Below are 23341 nucleotides of genomic sequence, written 5' to 3'. Positions count from 1 at the left end.
GCGCCGCCGTCGTGGGCCCCTCCCCCATGCGCCGTCGCGTCCTGTACATCGGTAATTTCGGCCCGTCGTTCTCGACCGAGAACCACGTCGGCGAGAGCCTGCGAGCGCTCGGCGTCGAGGTCGTCCAGGCCCAGGAGAACGCGTTTACCCTGGGCGAGCTCGACGGCATGGCGCGCGACGTCGATCTGCTGCTCTACACCCGCACCTGGGGCCTGCGCGGCGACGCGCTGCGCTGGATCACCCAGCTGCCCATCCCGACGGCCTCGTACCACCTCGACCTGTACGCCGGCCTCTCGCGCGGCCGCGATCTCCGGTTCGACCCGTTCTGGCGCACGCAGCACGTGTTCACGCCCGACGGCGGGAGCGAGGCGTTCTTCCGGGCGCAGGGGATACGCCACCATTACATCAAGCCCGGCGTGTACGGCGCCGAGTGTTATCTCGCGGAGGTCGATCCCGGCGTCGCGGCCGACGTCTGCTTCGTGGGCTCGTACGATTATCATCCGGAGTGGCCTTATCGGAGGCGCCTCGTGGATTTCCTGTCGGAGACGTACGGCCGCCGCTTCGTGAAGCACGGAGCGCCGGAGAGCTGCGTGCGCGGCGACGCCCTCAACCGCCTGTACGCGTCGGCGAAGGTCGTCGTGGGCGACAGCCTGTGTGTCGGCTTCGATCACCCGCATTACTGGTCCGATCGCATCTACGAGACGCTCGGCCGGGGAGGCTTCATGATCCACCCCTACATCTTCGGCCTGGAGGAGGAGTTCCGGGATCGCGAGCACGTGGTCTACTATCCGTTCGGCGATTTCGCGGCCCTGCGGCGCCTCATCGACTATTATGTGAAGCACGACGACGAGCGCGAGGTGATCCGGCGGGCCGGGCACGCGCGCGTCAAGGCGAGCTTCACGTATGTGCACCGCATGCGCCAGATGCTCGGCATCCTCGGCGAGCACCACGCGGCGCTGAGGGGCTGGGTGTGACCCTGGCCTGGTGGAGGGCCCTCGCGGGGCCGCGGCTGGATCAGGCGACATCGAGCTGAGATACGGCTCCTGACAAATCCCTCACATTGCTGGCATTTTCAGGGGAATTAAACAGGAAGGCGGGGAGACGGGGAGATTCATGGGATTTTACTCCCCGTCTCCCCGCCTCCCTGTGAATTTTCCCGAAATTCGAGGGGATGCCTCAGATGCGGATCCACATCGTCACCAACATCGACAACGGCAAGGGGCTCGAGCGCGACTACCGCCTTCTCGGCAGCCTCCTGGAGAGCTGGGGTCATCGGGTCACCGGCCTTCACTTCCAGCACCCCGAGAGCGTGGGCAGCGTGGGGGGCGCCGATCTCGTCATCTTCCTCGAGGTCTACGAGCCGCGCCTCGCCGAGGGCGCGCCGCGCCGCTGGCTGATCCCGAACGCCGAGTGGTGGCGGCCGGAGGCCCGGCCCGCGCTCGACGATTTCGAGCTCGTCCTGTGCAAGACCCGGGACGCGCTGTCGCACTTCGCCCCGCTCACGCCGCGGGCCCGCCACCTCGGCTTCTTCTCGGAGGACCGCTGGGACCCGGCCGTGCCTCGGGCGCGGCGCTTCCTGCACGTCCCTGGCGGCTCCGACGCGAAGGGCACGGACTCCGTCCTTCTGGCCTGGGAGCGCCACCACATCCCGTATCCGCTGACGGTCGTGTCCTCGCTCGGCTGGCCGCTCAGGCCGCGGAACGTCGAGTTCGCGGGGCGCGTCGACGAGCGGCGGCTCCGCTTTTATCAGAACGCGTCTCGCTTCCACCTCTGTCCGTCTCGTTACGAGGGCTGGGGCCACGCGCTCCATGAGGGCCTGTCGGTCGGCGCCGCGGTCCTCGTGCCCGACACCGAGGCGATGAGCGAGATCGACGGCTGCGCGCTGCGCATGCCGGCCGCGCCGCACGGCGCGCAGGGCCTTGTGCGCACGCACGCGGTGGCTCCCGAGGACGTGCGCGATGCGGTCGAGCGCTGCATGGCGTTCACGGAGGCGGATCTCCGGCGCATCCAGGAAGCGGCGCGCGACGCGTACCTGACCGAGCGCGAGCGGTGCCTCGCCAGCTTGTGGGAGGTGCTTGGCGAGCGGCCGGCGCTGAGGGGCGGCTCCGCGGCAGGTGCGGGCCGCAGCGGCGCGTCCGCGGGTGATGCGGCCGTCGGAGGCGGCGCTGCGGGCGATGCGGCCGGCTCCGCGGCCGCATCGCCCGGCTCCGCGGCCGGCACGCCCGGCTCCGCGGCCGGCACGCCCGGCTCCGCGGCCGGCACGCCCGGCTCGGCTGCGGAGGCTCACGCGACGGGCGCCGCGCCGCCGCGCATCGCCCTCGTGATCCCGTGCCATCCCTCGACCGCGCCCCTCCTGCGGCGCGCCGTGCTCGCGCTGCGCGCGCAGACCGCCGCCCCGTCGTCCTTCGAGGTCGTGGTGGTGTGCGACGGCGGCGACCCGGGCGGCGCGATCCGCGCCGCGGCGGAGCCGGGCTCTCACCCCTTCCGGCTCGAGATGGTCGACAGCCCGCGCCCGCGCGGGCAGTTCCCGCACTGCAGCCATGCCAGGAACGCGGGCTTCCGCGCCGCCCGGGCGCCGTTGATCTGGTTTCTGGACGCCGATGTCCTGCTCCCGCCCGAGGCGGTCGAGCACGCGCTCTCGGAGCACGACGCGGCGCTCGCGCGCGGCGTGCCGGCCGTGCTCACGCCGGCGCTGGCCCGCGTCGCATTGCCGCCGGCCGCGTGGATCGAGCGCTCGGCCGCGTGGGCGGCCTCGGGTGCCGTCGAGGGGCTCGCTCCGCTCCTCTCGGCCACACCGCTCGACGGCGGCGTGCCCGGCGCCCAGGGGGATCAGCTCCGCCCCAGTGCCCCGAGCTCCGAGTCGCTCTCCGACGTGCGCGACGGGCTGCCCATCGTCTGGCGAGGCCTTGTCGATGCGCTCGGCGGCTTCGACGAGTGGTTCATCGGCGGTGGCGCCGAGAAGGGAGCCTTCGTCGATCTGCTGGAGGGCGTGCGGCGCGCGGACCTCATCGACATGCGCCTGCTCACGAGCGTTCGCGCCCTGCGCCAGCCGCAGAAGGCCGCCACGGAGGCGTTTCAGGTCCACGTCCATCGAGGGCGGGAAGAGCGTGAGCGCCGCGCCCGGGAGATCGGGCATGGCGCGCGGTGGTGGCGGGCGCGGCTCGCCGCGATCCGGGCGGCGCTGTCGCCGGCCGTCATGGCGGCTGCCCCGGACGCGCCGGCGGCGGAGCGCCTGCCGGACTGCTCGCCCGACGCGATCGAGGCGCGCGCGCGGCTCGTGCGCGGCGTGAGGGCGGTCGCCGCCCCCGCCTTGCGCGGTCTGTACGGCGGCGTCGTCGTGGTCGGCGAGGCGGCCGAGCTGCTCGCGCGCGACGTGGCGCAGGTGTGCGGCCTCGCGGCCCGCGTGGCGAGCGTCACAGGGCTCGCCGCGCTGCCGGCGAACCGCGCCTGCGGGGTCCTCCTCAGCGGTGTCCTCGCCGGCGCGACGGAGGAAGAGAGGGCGCGCGTGCTGGACCAGGCCCGCCGCATCGTGAAGGCGACGGGGCCGCTCCTCATCGCGGAGATCGCGGGCGGCTCGGTGGAGCGCGGCGCAGGGACGGCGGGCGGCGATGCGGCGCCGGCGGCCGCCGAGGTGCGGGTGCGCGTCGAGCGCGTCGGCGTGTGAGCCTCCCAGCGCTGCTCTTCCTCGTTTGCAGCTCGGGACTCGATCGGACACCGCTGCGCCGCTGGCCGGAGCCCCGGCGCGCTCGAGCGCGCGCGGGGTTGCGCCCGAACCATCGGGGCGCGGCTTCGCGCCGGCGGAGCGAAAGAGATCGCGATCCATTGGAACAATTCGCGCATACTTCGTAGATTGTCCCACCCATGGACCCTCGCCTACCCAACGTCGCTCTCGACGAGATCGTCCTCTTCACGAGGGTCGTTCAGGGAGGCAGCTTCACGGCGGCGGCGACCGCCGTCGGGATGCCGAAGTCGACCGTGAGCCGGAAGATCTCCGATCTCGAGTCGCGCGTCGGCGCGCGGCTGCTCCAGCGGACCACGCGAACCTTGAGCCTCACGGACGTCGGTCGCGTCTACTACGAGCACTGCGTTCGCATCGTCGCCGCGCTCGAGGAGGCAGAGCTCGCGGTCTCGCAGCTCCAGTCGACGCCCCGGGGGCTCTTGCGGGTGACGGCCCCGCTCGCGTTCTCCGTTCTCGGGCCGATCTTCGCCGAATACCTGCGTCTTTTCCCCGATGTCCAGGTCGACCTGGTGTGCACCGATCGCAGGGTCGACGTCGTCGAGGAGCGCTTCGACCTCGCGCTGCGGGCCGGCACCACGCCGGACACGAGCCTCGTCGCCCGGCGTCTCGGCGCCGTGCGGCGCCGTCTGGTCGCTGCGCCCGAGGTCAAAAGGGCGCTCGGCGAGCCGAACGACATTGCCGAGCTCGCGGACCACCCGTGCATCGTGTTCGCACCGGAGGGAAGCTCCTGGGAGCTCAGGTCGGGGCCCAGGATCGCCGAGATCACGGTTCACCCGCGGCTCGTCGTCAATGACTACGAGATGCTTCGCTCGGTCGTTCGCGCGGGTTTCGGCGTCGCCCTCTTGCCGGAGTACCTGTGCGCGGAAGACCTCGCCGAGGGGCGGCTCATGCCGGTGCTCGCGTCCTGGTCGGCGCCCGAAGTGCCCGTGTTCGCGCTCTATCCGAGCACACGGCACCTCTCGCCGAAGGTGGTGGCGTTCCTCGACCTGCTCCGCCAGCGCCTCGTGTTGTCCACCACGCCGAGCATGACCGCGAGCGTGTGACAAGATTGTTCCAATTACTGGAACAGTCCTTCCTGTTATTGCACATTGTTCTATGAGCTCGGCATGTCTATTCCTCCTCGTGTCAGGAGAACGCAGCCATGACCACCACGAACACGATGCAGACGACGTCCAATGGATGACGGCGGCGTCCGGAATCCTTCACAAGGAGGTTCACGAAGAGAGCTACGCGCGCCGCGGCGGCCCGTTCCAGATGGCGCAGCTCTGGGTGAACCTGCCGAAGGCGCACAAGATGTCGCCGCCTCGGTATCAAAGCATCACGAGCGATCGGATGGGCATCGTGACGCTCCCCGAGAATGCGGGCTCCGTCCGGGTCGTCGCAGGCGAATACCAGGGCGTGAAGGGCCCCGCGCAGACCTTCACGACGATCGATGTCCTCGACGTCCGCCTGAATGCGCGAGGCAGGGTCGATTTCGTCTTCCCGGCGCGCCATAACCTGGGCCTGCTCGTCATGAAAGGCGACATTGCGATCAACGGAGCGCACGCTGCGGCGCACGACCTCGCGGTGTTCGAGAACGCCGGCGAGCGCTTGCTCATCGAGGCCGAATCGGAGGCCCACCTGCTCGTCCTGAGCGGAGAGCCGATCGACGAACCCATCGTCCAGTACGGCCCGTTCGTCATGAACAGCGCGCAAGAGATCCAGCAGGCGTTCGCCGACTTCGCGAGCGGCAAGTTCGGCCACCTGGACGATTGAACGACTTCCACGCTCGGGCGTCGCCATACAGACGCATCACCCACGACGACAGAAGAGGAGACAGCCCATGACCAAGCCGTACGTTCGACTCGACAAGAACAACGCCGCCGTGTTGCTGGTCGATCATCAGGCGGGACTCTTGTCGCTCGTGCGCGACATCCAGCCGGACACGTTCAAGAACAACGTTCTCGCGCTCTCCGATCTCGCGAAGTACTTCAAGCTGCCGACGATCCTCACGACCAGCTTCGAGTCCGGCCCCAATGGCCCGCTCATGCCGGAGCTGAAAGAGCAGTTCCCGGACGCGCCGTACATCGCGCGCCCCGGCAACATCAACGCGTGGGACAACGAGGACTTCGTCAAAGCCGTCAAGGCCACGGGCAAACAGCAGCTCATCATCGCGGGCGTCGTGACCGAAGTCTGCGTGGCCTTCCCCGCGCTGTCGGCGATCGAGGAGGGTTTTCAGGTCTTCGTCGTCACGGACGCGTCCGGGACCTTCAACGAGATCACCCGGCACTCCGCCTGGGATCGCATGTCGCAAGCCGGCGCGCAGCTCATGACGTGGTTCGGCGTCGCCTGCGAGCTGCACCGCGATTGGCGCAACGACGTCGAGGGATTGGCGACGCTGTTCTCGAGCCACATCCCCGACTATCGCAACCTCATCACCAGCTACAACGCGCTGACGAAGAAGTGACGGCGAGCGTCCTGCCCGTCCACCCTGCTGCCGTCGCGAAGGCCTCCTTCCAGCAAGCCAGGTCACCGAGCCCGACCGCCGCGTGCCGCGTCCAGGCCGACGTTCTCCAGCCGCCTTCGGCGGCGTCGCCTCGACGCGGAGCGCGTTCCTGCTCGACGCGGCCCGGACGCGCGGCTATCCATGCGCCATGGAACGCTCACCGCGCGTGCTCCGGTGTGGACTCGCCCTGATCAGCTCGCTCGCCCTCGCCTGTGTGTCGGGTTGTGGGAGGGATGTCGAGCGCACCGCGCCGGAGCACACGCCCGGCGCTGCTCAGGAAGGAAAGGCCATGTCGCTCTACGACTTCACCATGAAGACCATCGACGGACAGGACCGCTCCCTCGGTGACTACCGAGGCAAGGTGCTGCTCGTGGTGAACACCGCATCGGAGTGCGGCTATACGCCTCAGTACGCGGGGCTCGAGGAGCTCCATGATCGGCTCAAGGATCGCGGCTTCGCCGTCCTCGGCTTCCCGTCGAACGATTTCGGCGCGCAGGAGCCGGGAACCGACGCCGAGATCGCCGCCTTCTGCTCCACGAAGTTCGGCGTCAGCTTCCCCATGTTCTCGAAGATCCCGGTCAAGGGGGGCAGCAAGCACCCCCTCTATGCGTTCCTCACGCAAGCCGCGCCTGCCGGTGAGGTGAAGTGGAACTTCACCAAGTTCCTGATCGGCAAGGACGGGTCGGTGATCGCGCGGTTCGAGTCGTCCGTGGCGCCGGACGACCCGAAGCTCACGCAGGCGATCGACAAGGCGCTCGGCGGGTGAGCAAGGCGGCGCCCGAGCCGCCGGCCCGACGAGGCGGCCGTCAATTGCAGTCGAGGCACCTCCACTCGACCTGTCCAGACGCCGAGACCCCGAACCGCTGAGCGGTGTATTTCTCGATATCGATCAGGTACCCCGACGGCTGCGCGTTCCGCGTGCAGCACCCGCTGCAATCGGCGTCGGAGCACATGTCGTACACCTTGACGTCGATTTCCTTGCCATTCTTCCGAAGGCGCAGGGTCTTGAGCTTGTACCTCTCGAAATCCTTCGAGTGCACCGCGGCGATGTTGTTCTCTCTGACCCAGCTCTCCGGCTGCTTTCCGTCGAGCGCCGCGAACTGACCGGCCCACGTGCACCCGTTGTACTCGATGCACTCCTCGCTGCCGGGGTCGGGGTAAGACTCGAACTCCGTCAGGCTGGCCGTCTGCCACACCACGCCCGAGCCCCCGCTACCGCCGCCACCCGTGGTGCTGCCGCCGCCCGTCGTGCTGCTGCCGCCCGTGCCCGTGGTGCCGGCGCCGCCCGTCGTGCTGGCGCCGCCCGTGCCTGTCGAGCTGGCGCCGCCCGTCGTGCTGCCACCGCCCGTGCCCATGGTGCCGCCGCCACCCGTCGTGCTGCCGCCGCTGGAGCAGCTGGTGTCGCGGAGCTCGACGCGGGACGGGGTGAACGAGGACACCGAGTCGGTGGAAAAATTGAGTGTGAATGACGCGCCGCGGGCGATGGACACGTTCGATGTCCTCGAATAGGTGCATCGGGAGCCGGCTTGTGTGTGGGTCCAGCCCGGCTCGTGATGATCGCACGTGACACCGCCGGGCACGTCGAAGGCGACAGTCGGCTTCTTCAGCGCGCTCGCGCCCGTGTTCTTGACCTTGATCGTCCCCCAGTACTCCGGGGCTCCTTCGTACGCGTTCGTCGTGATCGCATACGAACAGGCTGCAAGATTCTGGTCCTGCTCGCCCATGTCTTCGGCCGTGGGGCCCGTGTCGGCCGAGCACGCTGCGAAGCAGAAGGCTGCTCCCGCAGACGCGGATGCGAACGCAAGCTGAGCTGCCCGCAGACCTCGGATTCGATTGATGCGCATACGGCGTTCCTTTCCTGCGTGCATCGGCGACAGGCCATGATGTAATGACATGTCCTCCCCCTCAACGCCGGACACGTGAGATGGGTAGCACTGCCGCGTTGGGCTGTCGAGACGAGGAGGCGGGATTTGCAGCCAGGCGCCGCGTGAGCCTTGGATACCCGCGACAGGGACCTTCACTCGTCACCCCCATCGCGTCGTCGCATGGAGGGGCTCAACCCACGTTCTCTGCCATGCAGCCTGCGCCGGCTGCATCGGATCGCTCAATCGATCTGCCGGGGTTTATTTTATATGGTCTCGCTGCACTCGCATCGTCCACCCATCGCCGGTTCGCCTCCACCTCCCGGGACACGCTGTGCATTCAGGGCTGAAGGCGCAGCCTGGCGGTGACGGGAGAGTGATCCGAGGGATAGAAACCGTCGCGGTGTTCGCGGATGATCAAGCTTTGCCTATCCTGCACGAAGCGCTCGCTCTCTTCAGCGATATCGGCTAGCTGGCGCGCGCTCTGCACAGCCGCCACAGAGTTTTCTTGCTCTTGCCGTCGACCTTCACAGTGGCTAGCGTGTCGACTTCGTCAGCACACTCTTTGCGCTCGGCCGAGCCGAGCGACGGACGAAACCAGGGGGCCCGGTAATGATCGAATCACCACGCCTGCAGATGATCGACGGTCGCCACATTCCGCAGCTCGGGCTCGGGGTGTATCAATCGGCGCCCGGCGGAGAGACCGAGGGCGCCGTCCTCGAAGCGCTGCGCCTCGGCTATCGCCACGTCGACACCGCCCAGTACTATGGCAACGAGGCGGACGTCGGCAGCGCGTTGCGCAAGAGCGGCCTCGGGCGCGACGCGGTGTTCGTCACGACGAAGATCGCGAATTTCAACCAGGGGTGCGACACGACGCTGCGCTCGCTCGAGCGCTCGTTGAAGGAAGCCGCGTTCGACGCCTACGATCTCGTGTTGATCCACTTTCCCGTCACCGGCAAGCGCGGCGACACCTGGCGCGCGCTCGTCGACGCGCAGAAGCAAGGCCTCGCGAGATCGATCGGCGTCAGCAACTACACAGTGCGTCACCTCGAGGAGCTCCTCGGCGAGAGCGCGGTGGTGCCGGCGATCAACCAGGTCGAGCTCAGCCCGTTCCTCGGGCAGGCCGAGCTGCGCGCGTTCTGCGCAAAGCACCGGATCCTCGTGCAGGCGTACAGCCCGCTCACGCAGGGCGTGAAGCTCGGGCACAAAGACATCGTCTCCGCGGCGACAAAGGCCGGGCGCACACCAGCGCAGGTGATGCTGCGCTGGGCCGTGCAGCACGGCTTGATCGTTCTGCCGAAGTCGGTCACGCCCGCGCGTATCGCCGAGAACGGCGCGACCTTCGACTTCGCGCTCGACGCCGACACGATGCGCACGCTCGACGGGCTCGATGTCGGCTTCCGCGCGAGCTGGGACCCGACAGACGTCCCCTGATCCACACCGTCAGCGAAAGGCGCTCAGCGGAAGGCCGCATGGGAGCCGGCGTTCTTCAGCGTGGTGCCGAGGGCAGAGATGCGGCGGCCTTCTCGTCTGGTTCGTGACGGATAGGCAAGCCCTCGCTCAACTGCGTGTGATGCAATTCCGAATCGACCACCTCCCCTCCTGGGAAGGCGACGCTGGCCGCTCATGGACACGTCGTCGGGCGGACCACCGCATAGACGAAATCATGGAATCCGGCCGCCACGAACCCGCCGCCCGGGAGTGATGTGATTCCATTGATCCGGCTCGGCGTGCCGACATCACCTTCGTACTCCCAGCGCAGCTCCCCGTCGGTGTCGACGGAGAGCAGCCAGATCCGCTGCGTTCCTCCGTCCGTTCCCCGCGTCGCCCCGCCGAGATGCAAGAGCCCCGTGCTCGGATCGTGCGAGATGGCGTGAAGCTCGGTGTCGAGCTCAGGGTGATAGGTCCTGGCCCAGATCACCGCTCCCTCGGCGTCCAGCAGGATGACATGACTCTGACCGACGCTGATCGCGGCGATCGCGATACGGCCATCGGGAAGGGCCGCGATGTCCTGTGGCCACGCTCCGCCGACCTCCTCCAGCACACGGTCGAACACCGGCGCCGTCTGCTCGGTGCTGCGGACGGCGCGCAGGTAACCGGCGTGCGCGGTCAGCTGAACCACGTCACCTCCGGGCAGCAGCGCGGCCCCGCCCCGGCTCCAGGACTCCGTGATCGCGGACCCGGGAGCGATCGGCATGAACCGTTCGTGGACGATCTCGCCCGCGTCGTCCAGCCGCAACAGGCGCAGCCGAGGCGCCGCGCCCTCGGCCTCGCTGTCGTGGGTGGAGAGCACGTATCCCCCGGTCGGGTGCCGGAGCAGCTCGATGTCGACGTGCGCGCTGAAGGCCGATGGTCCGAGCTTCCGGCTCGCCAGCAGCTGACCGGCTCCGTCGAGCCGACCGAGCCACAACCCCGTGCGGGACGGAGATGTCGAATCACCCACCTGGCCCGCGACCATGAGGCCCCCGTCCTCGGTCTTGGCGCCGCTCTTCAGAAATCCGCCGGGCAGGGGGACCGAGCTCCACACCACGTGGCCCGCCTCGTCGAGCTCCGCGACCCCCCCGTTCGCTGGTGCTCCAACCGCGATGAGCCGTTCCCCATCGACCGGAAGAAGCCAGTCGGCGTCCATTCCCGAGGGCGCAAAGAACGATACCTCCGTACCTTCAACGCAGCTCTCGGGCTCGCTATCGACAGGGGCCGGTGGCTCGACGTCCTCGGAGCCCGGTGGCTCGACATCCTCGGAGCCCGGTGGCTCGACATCCTCGGAGCCCGGTGGCTCGACATCCACAGAGCCCGGTGGCTCGGCATCCTCGGAGCCCGGTGGCTCGACATCCACAGAGCCCGGTAGTTCGATCGTGACTTTGCCACAGCCCGCAATCATCGCGAACGCGACGAGGGAACCCGCAGGGAAACCAGTGCGTCCCGAGTTGGTCTTCATGAAGCGCCTCTTGCAACCAGCGTGCCCTACATTCAAGGATGGTGTGAACCTCGATGACATCGTGCTGTCCTGAGCCAAAGCGCCCGGCGGGCGATCATGCCGGGCGCGCGAGCGGAGCGAGCCCCTCGTGGAGAGCTTCTATGCGGCGTCGCGAGGGGATTGCGCTCGGCGGGCCCGCCGGCGGCGCGCGCTGAGGAGCAGCGCGAGCCCGGCGGCGGCAGGCTGCCAGTCGGAGCCCGAGCCGGCCGCGCTGCAGCCGCTGCTGGAGGGCGGGGTCGTGGCGGGACTCACGTCGCTCGCGCCGGCGCTCCCCGCGCTCGTGACAGCTCCGCCGTTACCGGTTCCGGCTCCCCCCTCGCCAGCATCAGCGCCTCCTGCGCCAGCGTTAGCGCCACCATTGCCGGCGCCAGCGCCTCCCGCGCCGGGGCCGCCATTGCCGGTGTCTCCAGCGCCGGCGCCTCCCTCGCCAGCATCGGCGCCGCCGTTGCCTGCGCCTCCTGCTCCAGCGCCAGCGCCGGCGCCTCCCTCGCCACCGCCGGCGCCGCCGTCGCCACCGCCGCTCGCGCCTCCTGCTCCAGCGCCACCACCTCCAGCGCCAGCGACTCCTGCTCCAGCACCAGCGCCGCCATTGCCGTCGCCAGCGCCTCCCGCTCCAGCGACGGCGCCCCCCTCGCCAGCGCCAGCGCCTCCTGCACCAGCGTTAGCGCCGCCATTGCCGGCGCCAGCGCCTCCAGCGCCACCGCCCCCCTCGCCAGCGCCAGCGCCTCCTGCACCAGCGTTAGCGCCGCCATTGCCGGCGCTGGCGCCTCCAGCGCCACCGCCGGCGCCGCCCTCGCCACCGCCGCACTCCGCGCTGCTCGATAGAGCTCCGGCGCACACCCCGGCGTCGCAGGAATCGCCGAGCGTGCACGCGTCGCCGTCGTCACACGGGACGCCGTGGGCACGCGTGCACACCCCGTCCACCGTGCCCCCCGCCGCGATGGAGCAGGCGATGCACTCGGCATCCCTGCACGGCGACGCGCAGCACACGCCGTCCACGCAGATCCCGCTCGCGCATTGTGTGGCGGTCGAGCAGGGCGCGCCGTTCGTCAAGGGGTTGCTGGCATACACGACGGCGCTGTCTGTGCTGAGGCCCTCGCGCGTCGACCAGAGCCACGTGTACCCACCCGCCACGAGGACGTCGCCGCCATCGAGCGACGTGGCGGAGTGATAGCCTCGCGCAGCTGGGAGATTGCTGCCCGGCGACCACGCGTTCGTGACCGGATCGTAGAGCTGGACTCGATCGTAGGTGTCGTGGGCGTGCGCAAGATAGAGCGAACTGCAGATGGTCCCTCCCCAGGGGTCCGCGTAGTAGATCGCCTCGATGCCTCCGCTGATCATGACCTGGCCGCCGGGGAGCCGCGCCGCCGCCTCGCCGAGCACGCCGAGCCCGGTCACGTAGGTCCCGTCATCCAACGAGCCCGTCGCGGGCGTGTCGCCCCACTTGCCCGGGGCCGCGGTCCAGGCGTCCACAGCAGGATCGTAGACCTCGGCGGCGCCTGCGAGGCCCGTGACCAGCACGCGTCCGTCGAGGAGCAGCGTCGCCGTCAGCCATGGAGTGCCGCCGCCGAGCGGCGCCGCGGCCGACCAGGCCGCTGTCGCCGGGTCGAAGATCTCGACGGCGCCCGCGGCCGCCCCGTGGGTGCCGCCCGTGACCAGCACGCGTCCATCGAGCAGCCGCGTGGCCTTGTGAGCGGCGCGGGCATTCCGCATGGGGGGTCCCGGGGCCCACGTGTCGGTCGCCGGGTCGTAGATCTCGGTGCTCTCCGTATCCGCTGACCCGACCCTTCCGCCGGTGAGGAGGACCCGCCCGTCGTCGAGCAGCGTGGCCGTGGGTCTCGACCGCGGCACCGTCGGCGACGAGGCCGCTCGCCATGCATCGAGCGCGTCGTCGTAGATCTCGGCGCTCGTGCCCCCGGCCTCTTCGCCGATGACCAGCACCCTCCCGTCCGCGAGGCGCGTCGCGGTGTGACCGCCGTTCACAGCAGCCATCGGCGCGGCCGCCAGGAACGCGCTCGTCGCGGGATCGTAGATCTCCGCGCTCCCGAGCGGCGTCGTCGAGAACATCGGATCGCAAATGATCCCCTCGTCCCAGCTCAGGAATCCCCCTGCGATGAGGACCCTGCCGTCGTCCAGCAAGGTCGCCGTGTGCTCGGCGCGCGGCGTGATCATCCTCCCGGTCGCCACCCACAGCGGGTCCACGAGCACGGCCTCCTCCGGCGGGGCGTCGACCCAGAGCGAGAGCGTCGAGCCCTCGGCGTCGAGGCGCGTCGAGACCCTCCGGCCCCCGCGCGCGAAGGCCGACGGCGCCGTCACCGCGAGGCGCGCGACGCCGGCCTCGTCGGCGAGCTCGATCGCCGCGCCGCGCCGCCGCAGCGTCGCGCCCTGAACGGACCACGCGGCGACCGGCGCATCCGGCCGGAAGGTGCCCGGCCGGAGGAGGAGCCACTCTTCGTATCCCCCGTGCGCCGCCGTCCAGAAGGAATACCCACCTTCGTGCGCATAGGCGACGGCATCTCCGCCGGCGATCTCCTGAGTCCCCACGAGCCGTCCGGCGCCGAGCCCCCTGCGCTCGCGGACGCGCACGTGAAAGCCGTCCGGCAGCTCGATCCGGATCTCATCGCTCCCGTGTTCGGGCAGGTGGACGACGAGCCCCCGCGACGACGAGCCGCTGCCCGGCGCGGCCTCGCCGCGCGCCGCCGTCACGGAATAGCCGCGCTCGCCGCGCGCGAGGGCGCCGTCGGCGGCGAGCACCAGCCCGGCCTGCTCCGGGAAGAGGGCGCGCAGCTCGGCCTCGGCGGGGTCGAGTTCGTCCTGCATGCCGCTCGCGCAACCGGCGGAAAACACGGCGGTGAACGCCATGAGGCAGAGCCGGAGCGCGGTCGAGGGCCCCGCGCCGCTGCGGCGAGCCGGCGCGGCGCAGGGCCGCCGCAGCGCGCGCGCCGCGGGCTCGCGGGAGCGGGGCGGGCGCCGCGCACCGCCAGGTGACGGGCCGCCGGTGGCGGATGGAGACGATCGCACGGCGGGCGTGGGGTCATCGAAGCAATGCATACGGCTGCTTCGATGCGCCCGCTCGGGCGGCATTCACGGCGGGCACCGGCTCGACGTCACGGCACGCTCCACGCGCGCGCCGGCCACGCGCTCGATCGCGGCGCGGCCCCACGCGCGCTCGGCCGCTGCACGCCGTGCGTGAGGCCGGCCCGCAGGTCGGTGTTGGTCACGATGGCGCTGAGGTCGAGTCCTGGCGCCGAGGTGCGCCTGGTTGCCGACGCAAGGTATGTGGAATTCGCGGCCACCTATGGCCGGAAGGTGGAAACCGCCCTGGAGCAAACAGCGCCGATCCGACGCGCCTTCGCACCCATCCCCGCTCGCTCCCGTGCCCGTCCCGCTCGCTCCCGCGCCCGTCCCGCTCGCTCCCGCGCCCGATCCTCTCGCCAGGCGGCTCGCAGCCGCCATCGCGCCGGGCGCCCCACACCGTTGTGCCCTCATCCGCCCCGTTCCGACCTGCCCGCGACCGGCCTCCGCCGCGTGATAGAAGGGCCGCGTGCACTTCACCATCTCGCACGAGCTCGACGCGCCCCTCGACGCCGTGGAGCTCGCCGTGCTCTCGCCGGACCTCGGGCCTCGGCTCGCCACGCGGGTCGCCTCGCTCGAGAGCGTCGTGACCGTCGAGCACGCGCTCCGCGACGGCGAGCTCCTCCGCGTCCTGCGCTTCCAGGCGAGCGCGCCGCTGCCCATCTTCCGGAGCTACCCCGTGGCGAAGGACGCCATGTCCTGGGAGGAGCGCTCGACCTACCGCCTCTCGGACCACGCCTCCACGTGGCAGGTCAGCCCGAAGGAGCAGTGGCGCAGCTACTTCCGCTCGGCGGGGACGTACCGGCTCGAGCGCCTGCCACAGGGCCGCACCCGCCGCCGCGTCGACGGCGACATCCAGATCCGGCTGCACCTGCTCGGCCCGCTCGTCGAGCGCCTCGCCCTCGCCGAGGTCCAGCGGACGTACGACGCGGAAGCAGATACGCTCAGGGAGCTCATCCGCGCATGAACAACCTACCCCGCCCCCAAAGCCCCGCCCGCTCCCCGCGCCCCGCCCGGCCGGGGCGGCTCGCCAGCATCACGCACCCCGCCATCGCCGCTCGCTCGGCCAGCGCCGCTCGCCCCGCCAGCGCCGCTCGCCCCGCCAGCGTCGCCGCCGCGCTGCTCGGCCTGTGCGCGGGCCTCTGCGCGCTCGCCGGCCCGACCGCCGCGCACGCCGCGCCGGGCGACGGCCCCTCGCAGCCGCTCCCGGATCCAGGCAAGCCCGTCGCCAGCAGCGACGACACCTCGGCCATCGCGGTGAACCCCGCGAACCTCTCCTTCCTCCCGGGCACCGAGCTCCGGTGGACCTGGGTCCACACGGGCTCCGCCTCGCCGCTGCCCGCGCGTGGCCACTCGATCGCGCTCGGCGTGCCGCTCTGGTACGTGTCGACCGGCCTGCGCTTCGACTTCCTCGACCCGCCCGACGCCGCGCCGGCGCCGTTCGACAGCCCGTCGCGCTGGGTCCGCTGGGGGCTCGCCCTCGACACCGGCCCCACCTTCGCCTTCGGCACGACGCTCGGCTGGGGCAGCTCCGACGCGCCGGCGCTCGACGGGTACTTCTCGCTCACGAGCGGCGTCACGCTCCGGCCCTCCACGTGGCTCTCGCTCTCGGCCGTCGCGCGCGACTGGAACCGCCCCGAGAACCGCCTCCGCGAGGCCATCGAGCGCAGCTACGACCTCGGCGTCGCCGTGCGGCCCGCGGGCGGCAGGCGCGCGCTCGAGATCGGGCTCGAGACCTCCTACGTCGAGAACAGCGACCCCGACGAGAGCGGCACCTGGACGCCCCGGGCGACCCTCGGCCTGCGCGTGCCCTACGTGGGCACGCTCCGGGGCGACGTGGCGCTGCGCGACCTCACGGCCGACGGCGGCCCGAAGATCGCCGCCATGGCCGGCCTCGACGTCAACGTCGACGAGCTGCAGGTCTCCGCCGGCGGCGTCTTCGGCAACGCCATCACGAAGAGCGGCACCGGCTTCTACACAGGCGTCGCGCTCCGCAGCTTCTCCGAGCCGGGCGTCCGGCTGCCGGCCCGCGTCGTCCGCGTGCGCCTCGACTCGACCCCGGGCGTGCGCAGGCACACGCGGCTCCTCCAGCAGCTCTGGCGCCTCGCCGAGGACCCGGAGGTCTCCGGCGTCGCGCTCGTGCTCCGCGCGGAGCCCGCCAGCTCGCTCGCCCACGCCGAGGAGGTCTCCGACGCGATCCGCAACCTGAGGAGCCACGGCAAGAAGGTCCTCTGCCACCTCGAGGACGCCGGCGGGCGCTCGCTCCACGTGTGCTCGAGCGCCGACGCCATCGCCATGAACCCCGCGGGCGGGCTGCGCTTCGCCGGCATGTCGTCGAGCTACTTCTACTTCGGCGGCCTCCTGAAGAAGCTCGGCGTGCAGGCCGACATCGTCCGCATCGGCGCCCACAAGCTCGCCGCCGAGCAGTTCGCGCGCGAGACCAGCACCCGGGTCGGCAAGGACGACCACCAGGCGCTGCTCGATCAGCTGAGCGGCGCCTTCCTCGCCGAGGTGAGCGCCGGGCGCCGCATCCCCGTCCCGGAGCTCGAGCGGCGGATCGCGCGCGGGCCGTTCCTCGCCCAGGAGGCGCGGCAGAGCGGCCTCGTCGATCAGCTCGCCTACGACGACGAGCTCGGCCGCGTCGTCGACGAGGTGATGGGGCGCGCCTCCCGCGTCGTCGACGACGACCCGGGCGACGAGGCGCCCGAGCGCTGGGGCCGCTCGCCCAAGGTCGCGCTCGTCTACCTCGACGGCGACATGATCGACGGCGAGAGCCGGTCGATCCCGTTCGTCGGCGTCAAGCTCGCCGGCTCGTACACCGTCGCGGGCGCGCTGCGCCGCGCGCGCGAGGACCAGAGCGTCCGCGCCGTCGTGCTCCGGGTCGAGACCGGCGGCGGCTCGACGCTCGCGGCGGACGTCATCCTGCGCGAGGCGATCCTCACGGCGCGCGTGAAGCCGCTCGTCGTCTCGATGGGCTCGTCGGCCGCGAGCGGCGGCTACTACGCGTCCGTCGCCGGCGCCCCGATCTTCGCGAGCCGCTCGTCGATCACCGGATCCATCGGCGTCTTCTACGGGAAGGTCGACGTCACGGGCCTGCTGCAGAAGCTCGGCGTCAGCATCGAGACGTTCCGCTCGTCGCCCCGCGCCGACGCCGAGTCGCTCTACAGGCCGTACACCGACGACGAGCGCGAGCAGCTCGGCGTCAAGGTGAAGCAGTTCTACGATCGGTTCGTCGCCCGCATCGTCGAGAACCGGCACATGAAGGCCGAGGAGGTCGACGCGCTCGGGCGCGGGCAGGTGTGGACCGGCGCCCAGGCCCTCGAGCGCCGGCTCATCGATCGCCTCGGCGGGCTCCGGCAGGCGATCGCCGAGGCGCGCCGGCTGGGCCAGCTGCCCGACGACGCGCCCATCCAGTCGCTCCCCGAGGAGGACACGTCGCTCCTCGGCTACGCGCTCAGCCTGGTCGGCTTCTCGGCGCAGGCCCAGGGCGAGCTGGCGAGGGCGACCATCCCGCCCGTGATGCTCGACGCCGCGCGCGCCCTCTCGCCGTTCTTCGTGTTCGGCGCGGACAGGCCGCTCGCGCGCAGCGAGTTCGCCGGCGAGATCTCGTTCGGCGCCCCCGCCACGGCCCGGGAAGACGAGCCCGGAGGATCCGCGCCGCCGGCGTCGCCTGCGTCGAAGGAACGCTGAGCCCATGGAGCAGCTCGAGCCCGCGTCGCCCAGGACCGCCGAGCCCGCGGAGCAGGCCGGGCCCGCCGCGCCGCCGCTGCTCCACGCCCGCGCGGCGCGCATCGCCGTGGACGACGTGGTCGCCGTCGACGCGCTCACCGCTGCGACGCGCGGCGATCGCGTGCTCTGCGCCGGCGACGCGGGCGCGCTCTTCGCGGCGCTCACGGGCGTCCCTTTCTCGTCCCTCCGGAGGCCGACGCGGGCCGGCGCGGCGGACGACGCGAGCGGAGGGGCGCCCGGGGAGGCGCGCGTCGTCGCCGGGCGCCTCGAGGTCGCGGGCCGCGACGTCGCGCGCACCGCGCACCGCGCGGCGAGCGGGGCGGCGCCGCTCGATCCGCCGCTGCCGCTCGCGTGGACCGCGGACGCCTACGTCGGCTGGGGCGCGCGCCTCGCGGGGGCCTCGCCGCGCGCGGCGGCCGAGATGGTGGCCCCCGCCCTGGCCCGGGTCGGCCTCGCGGCCTCGCGGAAGCGCGCGCTGAGCGCGCTCGCGCTGCCCGAGCGCCGCGCGCTCGTCCTCGCCCAGGCGATCGTGACCGCGCCCGCCGTGCTGATCGCCGAGGATCCGCTCGTCGGCCTCGACGGCGCCGCGGCCGCCTTCGTCCTGGCCGCGCTCGCGGGCGCCACCGAGGGCCGCGGCGCGCTGCTCACGGCCGCGCGGCTCGACGTCGAGGGCCCGCGGGGCGCCCTGGTCCGCGGCGCCACCGACATCCTCGTGCTCGCGGGCGGCGAGCTCGCCTTCTCGGGCACGTTCGCGGAGATCGCCGCCGGGAGCCGCCTCTACGCCGTCACCGTCCGCACCAACGCGGAGCTCCTCCGCGAGGAGCTCGCCGCCCGGGGGATCGCGCTGCGGGGCGGGCCGGTGCGCTTCGCCGCCGCGCTGCCCGAGGGCGCGACCACCCGCGACGTCGTCCTCGCCGCGACGCGCTGCCGCGCCGCGATCGTCGAGCTCACCCCCCTCTTCTGACCTGCCGCCCGCCGTAGTACCGTGCGCGCGATGTCATCCGAACCCGCCGCGAACAAGCCGACCGCCGCTCAGGTCACCCCGGGCGGCCCGCCTCCCGGAGGTCGACTCGCCGTGCTCACCGCCTTCGCGGTGGGCGCCTCGTGGATCCCGGTCCCGGTGCTCCCCGCGCGGATGCTGCTGCGCATCCGCGGGGCCATCGTGCAGGACACCGTCGCCCGCCACGGCCTCAGCCTCACCACCGACGCGCGCGCGCTCCTCGTCGAGCCCGGGTCGGAGCAGACCACGCTCCGCAAGGCCGCGCAGCTCGTCACGAAGGAGGTCCTCCGGCGGCTCAACCCGGCCCTGGCCCTCGCGGCGGCCGCGCGCGGCCTGGAGGTCTACGCCCTCGGCCACCTCCTCGACCGCTACATCACGCGCTTCCGCCGGAGCACCGCCGTGCGCGTCCACGCCGAGGAGGCGCGCTGGGTCCGCGAGGCCGTCGATCGCGCCGTGCGCCGCGCGCTGTCCCCTTCCCTCCAGGCGAGCTTCACCGTCCTGCCGAGCGGCACCGAGGACCTGCGCGACGAGTTCACGCGCTGGATCGACGCCTTCCTGCTCGCTGGCGCCTCGGTCCCGGAGTACATCGAGCGCCGCCTCGACGCGGCGTTCGACGAGATCGCCGCCGCCGGCATCCCCCATGACTGACACCGAGGACCGCACCGCCACGAAGGGCGGCGCCGCGGGCCGCCCCGCGGCCGACGCAGCGCCGGAGCTCGATCCGCAGGCCGCGCGCGCCGCGCTCCGGCGCTGCCGCCGCATCATCGTCAAGATCGGCTCGAAGAGCCTCTCCGGCGACGCCTGGGACCGGCTCGCCGCCGAGGTGGCCGCGCTCCGCGGCCGCTCCGGCCGGAGCCTCGTCATCGTGTCGAGCGGCGCCATCGCCCTCGGCGTGGCGAAGCTCGGGCTGAAGTCGCGCCCGAAGGACATGGCCTGGCTCCAGGCCGCCGCCGCCGCCGGCCAGAGCGTGCTGATGCAGCGCTACGAGGAGGCCTTCGGCAAGGTCGGCCTGCTCGTCGCGCAGGTGCTCCTCACGCACGCCGACCTCGCGGACCGCACCCGCACCAACAACGCGAGGAACGCCCTGGCCGCGCTGCTCGAGGCGGGCGCGATCCCGATCATCAACGAGAACGACGCCGTCGCGGTCGAGGAGATCAAGTTCGGCGACAACGACCAGCTCGCGGCGATGGTGACCCCGCTCTGCGAGGCCGATCTCCTCATCCTGCTCTCGGACGTCGAGGGCCTGCTCGACGGCGACGGGCGCCGGGTGCCGTTCGTGCGCAGCGTCGCCCGCGAGGCGCGGCACCTCGCGGGCGCGTCGACCTCCGGCGTCGGCACCGGCGGCATGGCCAGCAAGGTGGAGGCCGCCCGGCGCGCCACGCTCGCGGGCTCGCACGTGGTCATCGGCGCCGCCCGCGAGGCGGGCATCATCACGCGCATCGTCTCGGGCGAGGACGTCGGCACCCTCTTCGCCGCCGTCCCGCAGCGGCTCAGCGCGCGCAAGCACTGGATCGCGTACACGCTGCGCCCGCGCGGCGCCATCCTCGTCGACCGGGGCGCCGCCGAGGCGATCGGCTCGAAGAACCGGAGCATCCTCGCCGTCGGCGTCCTCGGCGTGCGCGGCACCTTCCTCCCCGGCGACGCCGTGGCCGTCGTCGACCCGGACGGCGCCGAGATCGCGCGCGGGCTCGCGCGGATGTCGGCGAGCGACGCCGCGCGCACCGCGCGGAAGAAGCGCGAGGAGGCCGGCGATGACGACGTCGTCGTCCACCGCGACGACCTGGTGGTGCTCCCGAGCGAGTAGCCCCGCGGCCCCGGCCGCCCTGTAGGTGCGCCGACCACCCGGCCGATCATCGGCCCAACCTCTGGGCCAACCATCGGGCCAACCCCTGATTGCGCGCCGCTCGCGCTTCGCGGGAACCTTCGCGCCGCCCCGCTGTCGCTTGGGTTTACCGCATGTTACCGCGCGCGACTGCCCGTCACCGCCGGCCGCCGCCGACGGCCGGGGGTCCCTGCCGGTTCCTGGAGGTCGTGTGATGCGCTTCGGGTTGTTCGTCGCGAACGGCTTGGTTCTCGCGGGGGTCGTCTGGACGATCGGGCTCGGGCCGAGCGTCCGGGCGTCGCAGCTCCTGCCGTCGCGCGCCGCGGCGGGGGCCGACGAGCTCGCGGCGCTCGAGGCCCGCTACGCCGAGGGCAGGACGCCGGCCAGCGTCACCGCGCTCGCCGCGGCCTACCTGGAGCGCGATCAGCCAGGACTCGCCTCCTCGGCCCTCGACGCGGCGCCCGGCGAGGTGCGCGCGCTCCCGGAGGCGGCGCTCCTCTCGGCGCGGGCGCTCCTCCGCCGAGGCCGCGTCCAGGACGCCCTCGCCGCGTCCGAGCAGGCGTCGGCGGCCTGCGCGGCCGGCGCCTGCCCCGCGTGGCTCGCGGCGAAGTCCGAGCACCAGCGCGCCTTCCTCGAGCAGCTCGCCGCCGCGGGCGTCGAGGATCCGCAGGTCGACGCGGCAGCCGCCCGCGCCGCGCTCGACGCCTACGCGCGCAGCGCGAGCCAGGTGCGCCTCGTCGCGGTGCGCTAGCGCGGCGCGGGGAACATCGACGCACGCGCGAACATAAGCGCAGGCGTAAATGTACAGAGCAACTACAAACGAGGCGGCGAGACGGCGAGACGCGCAACGTGATCTGCGATCGTCGAGGCCGTATCCAAGCTTGGAAACCCTGTCGTTGTCGAATGACGGTCACCGCCTTATGTCGTAGTCTTTGGCATTGCTCGGCGCGTTCGTACCGGGGGCGCTGTCCGAGAGAACAACCGGTTGCGCTTGGGAGGGTCTCCCTCAGGTGGAACAGCCGCAAGCTCGCACGCTGGGCGCCCTGGCGACCGCATGGACAGGGTTGTACCGACGCGGCGCCGCCGTGGCGGCCGCGCTCGCCCTCACCGTCGCCGCGGGCTGTGCGCGGCCGATCACCAACGCGGGGCTGCCGATCCCCGCGGCGAAGCCGGGCATGGAGCAGCGCCCGTTCGAGCTCCGGCCGCCGTTCGAGCTGGCGACGAACGAGGACGCGATCGTCCGGATCGTCACCGACGTGACGTGCACGGGGACGCTCATCACCGAGGACCTGGTGCTCACCGCGCACCACTGCGTCGCGGCGCGGGACGACAACGGCAGGACGCTGCGCCGCGATCAGGATCCCGAGGTGATCTCGATCGAGCTCGGGGGCGACCACCTGCCGTGGGGCGACGTGAAGGTCCGCGCGGTGGTGTCGCCGGACTGCGGGTACACGTCGGGCGAGGGCGACATCGCCATCCTCGTGCTGTCGCGGCGCCTCGTCGGGATCCCGACGCTCCCGCCGCGGATCGAGGCCGAGCCGGTCTCCAGGGAGCAGGTGACGCCCTATGGCTTCGGCCGCTGCGCGCTCTCGCGCGACCCGATCCACCTCGCGCCGCGGCCGGGCGGCGCGATCGACGCCGTGAGCCCGGGGCACTTCGTCGCGATCGCCTCGATCTGCCCCGGCGACTCGGGCGGGCCGGCGCGCAGCGATCGGGGGGGCGACGTCGTCGGCGTCATCTCGTCGAGCGTGATGGACGGTGACGAGCACACCACCGGGACCTCGTATTTCAGCCGCCTCGACGTGTGGCCCGAGCTCTTCTCCGCCGCCCGCGAGATCGCGGCGGGCGCGAGCCCGAGCGAGCTGCCGCCGTACAGGGGGTGCCTGCGTTGACGGCGCCGCGGCGCCTTCGCGCGGTGCTTGCCCGCCGCCCGCGACCGGAGCTGCGCTAGGCTGCGCTGCTGCATGCGGAAGCTGTTCAACGGGCTGCTCTGGATCGTGGGGACCCTGCTGTTGCTCGGCGTCGTGCTCCGCGCGCTCGTCCTCGACGTCTGGGTGGTGCCGAACGACCCGATGCTCGGCGCCGCGCTCGCGCCGAGCCTCGCCCCGGGCGACGCGGTCGTCGTGCTGACGCGGGGCACGCCCGGCTTCGGCGAGCTGGTGCGGTGCCCGGATCCCGAGGCCCCCGGCAGCCACATCGTCGGCCGGATCGCGGGCTTGCCGGGCGACACGGTCGACGTCGACCACAACGTCCTCCTCGTGAACGGGCAGCGCTACGACGCCGAGACGGCGTGCGCCGAGCCCAAGGTGAGCATCACCGACCCGGCCACGGGCAACCCGGTGCAGCTCTCGTGCGACATGGTGATGATGGGCCCCGGCCTCCACCCCCGGGCGACGGGGCGCAGGCCCCCGCTCGAGCGCCGCTACCACGTCGAGGTGCGGCCCGACACGGTCTTCCTGCTGAGCGACAACCGGAGCTACCACGACGACTCGCGCGACTTCGGCCTGCAGCCGCGCGCCGCGTGCAACCAGCGGATCGTCTTCCGGCTCTGGGGCGGCGCCGGCTGGGGCGACGACCGGCGCCGCTTCACCTTCGTGCGCTGAGCAGGGCCGGCCGTCGCCCCCACCGGCGTCACCTCAGAGCTTGACCCCT

18 protein-coding genes are annotated in these 23341 nt (G+C 72.0%); 15 read left to right on the top strand and 3 right to left on the bottom strand.

Annotated elements, in window-relative coordinates:
• The first annotated feature begins 26 nt into the window (after positions 1-26).
• The 6 genes from WME82_RS45255 (at position 27) to WME82_RS45230 (ending at position 6990) form a co-directional block, all read left to right on the top strand.
• Entirely contained in the window at positions 27-974 is a 948-nt protein-coding gene (locus WME82_RS45255; protein ID WP_438040381.1) for a glycosyltransferase family protein, read from the top strand.
• A 206-nt stretch (positions 975-1180) separates the two neighbouring features.
• Positions 1181-3664 (top strand): glycosyltransferase, encoded by a 2484-nt coding sequence (locus WME82_RS45250; protein WP_438040380.1) that lies wholly within the window; start codon positions 1181-1183, stop codon positions 3662-3664.
• A 197-nt stretch (positions 3665-3861) separates the two neighbouring features.
• Complete coding sequence (locus WME82_RS45245) at positions 3862-4782, top strand: LysR family transcriptional regulator (protein WP_438040379.1); 921 nt, start codon at positions 3862-3864, stop codon at positions 4780-4782.
• Between the two features lie 52 nt (positions 4783-4834).
• Positions 4835-5494, top strand: coding sequence for a pirin family protein (locus WME82_RS45240; protein ID WP_438040378.1), 660 nt, complete (start codon positions 4835-4837; stop codon positions 5492-5494).
• Positions 5495-5561: 67 nt separating this feature from the next.
• A complete protein-coding gene (gene ycaC / locus WME82_RS45235) occupies positions 5562-6185 on the top strand; it encodes an isochorismate family cysteine hydrolase YcaC (RefSeq protein ID WP_438040377.1) in 624 nt (207 codons plus the stop codon).
• A 328-nt stretch (positions 6186-6513) separates the two neighbouring features.
• Entirely contained in the window at positions 6514-6990 is a 477-nt protein-coding gene (locus WME82_RS45230; protein WP_437982779.1) for a glutathione peroxidase, read from the top strand.
• 40 nt (positions 6991-7030) lie between these two features.
• Here WME82_RS45230 and WME82_RS45225 read toward each other — a convergent pair whose 3' ends face one another.
• Positions 7031-7948, bottom strand: a complete 918-nt coding sequence (locus tag WME82_RS45225) for a hypothetical protein (protein ID WP_438040376.1) — start codon at positions 7946-7948, stop codon at positions 7031-7033.
• 774 nt (positions 7949-8722) lie between these two features.
• Here WME82_RS45225 and WME82_RS45220 point away from each other — a divergent pair.
• A complete protein-coding gene (locus tag WME82_RS45220) occupies positions 8723-9520 on the top strand; it encodes an aldo/keto reductase (protein ID WP_438040375.1) in 798 nt (265 codons plus the stop codon).
• A 190-nt stretch (positions 9521-9710) separates the two neighbouring features.
• Here WME82_RS45220 and WME82_RS45215 read toward each other — a convergent pair whose 3' ends face one another.
• Positions 9711-10715 carry a hypothetical protein gene (locus WME82_RS45215; RefSeq protein WP_438040374.1) on the bottom strand — a complete coding sequence of 335 codons (1005 nt, stop codon included), beginning with the start codon at positions 10713-10715 and terminating at the stop codon, positions 9711-9713.
• 447 nt (positions 10716-11162) lie between these two features.
• The gene (locus WME82_RS45210; RefSeq protein ID WP_438040373.1) at positions 11163-13883 is read right to left on the bottom strand and encodes a Kelch repeat-containing protein; all 2721 of its coding nucleotides are present in this window, start codon (positions 13881-13883) and stop codon (positions 11163-11165) included.
• Between the two features lie 724 nt (positions 13884-14607).
• Here WME82_RS45210 and WME82_RS45205 point away from each other — a divergent pair.
• The 8 genes from WME82_RS45205 to lepB all read left to right on the top strand — a co-directional run bounded on the left by WME82_RS45205 (position 14608) and on the right by lepB (position 23292).
• Positions 14608-15105 (top strand): DUF2505 domain-containing protein, encoded by a 498-nt coding sequence (locus tag WME82_RS45205; RefSeq protein WP_012240946.1) that lies wholly within the window; start codon positions 14608-14610, stop codon positions 15103-15105.
• Positions 15102-17828, top strand: coding sequence for a signal peptide peptidase SppA (gene sppA / locus WME82_RS45200; protein ID WP_438040372.1), 2727 nt, complete (start codon positions 15102-15104; stop codon positions 17826-17828). The genes WME82_RS45205 and sppA overlap by 4 nt, the downstream gene beginning before the upstream one ends.
• Positions 17829-17832: 4 nt before the next feature.
• On the top strand, positions 17833-18831 hold the full coding sequence (locus WME82_RS45195) for an ABC transporter ATP-binding protein (protein ID WP_438040371.1): 999 nt from the start codon (positions 17833-17835) through the stop codon (positions 18829-18831).
• 30 nt (positions 18832-18861) lie between these two features.
• Positions 18862-19515 (top strand): hypothetical protein, encoded by a 654-nt coding sequence (locus tag WME82_RS45190; protein WP_438040370.1) that lies wholly within the window; start codon positions 18862-18864, stop codon positions 19513-19515.
• Positions 19508-20671, top strand: coding sequence for a glutamate 5-kinase (gene proB, locus WME82_RS45185; protein WP_438040369.1), 1164 nt, complete (start codon positions 19508-19510; stop codon positions 20669-20671). The genes WME82_RS45190 and proB overlap by 8 nt, the downstream gene beginning before the upstream one ends.
• Positions 20672-20903: 232 nt before the next feature.
• Positions 20904-21440, top strand: a complete 537-nt coding sequence (locus tag WME82_RS45180) for a hypothetical protein (protein WP_438040368.1) — start codon at positions 20904-20906, stop codon at positions 21438-21440.
• A gap of 313 nt (positions 21441-21753) precedes the next feature.
• The gene (locus WME82_RS45175) at positions 21754-22581 is read left to right on the top strand and encodes a trypsin-like serine peptidase (RefSeq protein ID WP_437854581.1); all 828 of its coding nucleotides are present in this window, start codon (positions 21754-21756) and stop codon (positions 22579-22581) included.
• A 72-nt stretch (positions 22582-22653) separates the two neighbouring features.
• On the top strand, positions 22654-23292 hold the full coding sequence (gene lepB, locus WME82_RS45170; protein WP_438040367.1) for a signal peptidase I: 639 nt from the start codon (positions 22654-22656) through the stop codon (positions 23290-23292).
• The last annotated feature ends 49 nt before the right edge of the window (positions 23293-23341 follow it).

Source organism: Sorangium sp. So ce128, assembly GCF_051525245.1.
In the GTDB taxonomy this organism is placed as follows: Bacteria; Myxococcota_A; Polyangia; order Polyangiales; family Polyangiaceae; genus Sorangium; species Sorangium cellulosum_B.
This window is presented reverse-complemented; position numbering and strand designations above follow the sequence as displayed.

Bases quoted from the DNA above. Each gene is read 5' to 3' on its own strand.
- WME82_RS45255 (WP_438040381.1), top strand. From the start codon at position 27: ATGCGCCGTCGCGTCCTGTACATCGGTAATTTCGGCCCGTCGTTCTCG.
- WME82_RS45250 (WP_438040380.1), top strand. From the start codon at position 1,181: ATGCGGATCCACATCGTCACCAACATCGACAACGGCAAGGGGCTCGAG.
- WME82_RS45245 (WP_438040379.1), top strand. From the start codon at position 3,862: ATGGACCCTCGCCTACCCAACGTCGCTCTCGACGAGATCGTCCTCTTC.
- WME82_RS45240 (WP_438040378.1), top strand. From the start codon at position 4,835: ATGAGCTCGGCATGTCTATTCCTCCTCGTGTCAGGAGAACGCAGCCAT.
- ycaC (WP_438040377.1), top strand. From the start codon at position 5,562: ATGACCAAGCCGTACGTTCGACTCGACAAGAACAACGCCGCCGTGTTG.
- WME82_RS45230 (WP_437982779.1), top strand. From the start codon at position 6,514: ATGTCGCTCTACGACTTCACCATGAAGACCATCGACGGACAGGACCGC.
- WME82_RS45225 (WP_438040376.1), bottom strand. From the start codon at position 7,948: ATGGGCGAGCAGGACCAGAATCTTGCAGCCTGTTCGTATGCGATCACG.
- WME82_RS45220 (WP_438040375.1), top strand. From the start codon at position 8,723: ATGATCGACGGTCGCCACATTCCGCAGCTCGGGCTCGGGGTGTATCAA.
- WME82_RS45215 (WP_438040374.1), bottom strand. From the start codon at position 10,715: ATGGACGCCGACTGGCTTCTTCCGGTCGATGGGGAACGGCTCATCGCG.
- WME82_RS45210 (WP_438040373.1), bottom strand. From the start codon at position 13,883: ATGCAGGACGAACTCGACCCCGCCGAGGCCGAGCTGCGCGCCCTCTTC.
- sppA (WP_438040372.1), top strand. From the start codon at position 15,102: ATGAACAACCTACCCCGCCCCCAAAGCCCCGCCCGCTCCCCGCGCCCC.
- WME82_RS45195 (WP_438040371.1), top strand. From the start codon at position 17,833: ATGGAGCAGCTCGAGCCCGCGTCGCCCAGGACCGCCGAGCCCGCGGAG.
- WME82_RS45190 (WP_438040370.1), top strand. From the start codon at position 18,862: ATGTCATCCGAACCCGCCGCGAACAAGCCGACCGCCGCTCAGGTCACC.
- proB (WP_438040369.1), top strand. From the start codon at position 19,508: ATGACTGACACCGAGGACCGCACCGCCACGAAGGGCGGCGCCGCGGGC.
- WME82_RS45180 (WP_438040368.1), top strand. From the start codon at position 20,904: ATGCGCTTCGGGTTGTTCGTCGCGAACGGCTTGGTTCTCGCGGGGGTC.
- lepB (WP_438040367.1), top strand. From the start codon at position 22,654: ATGCGGAAGCTGTTCAACGGGCTGCTCTGGATCGTGGGGACCCTGCTG.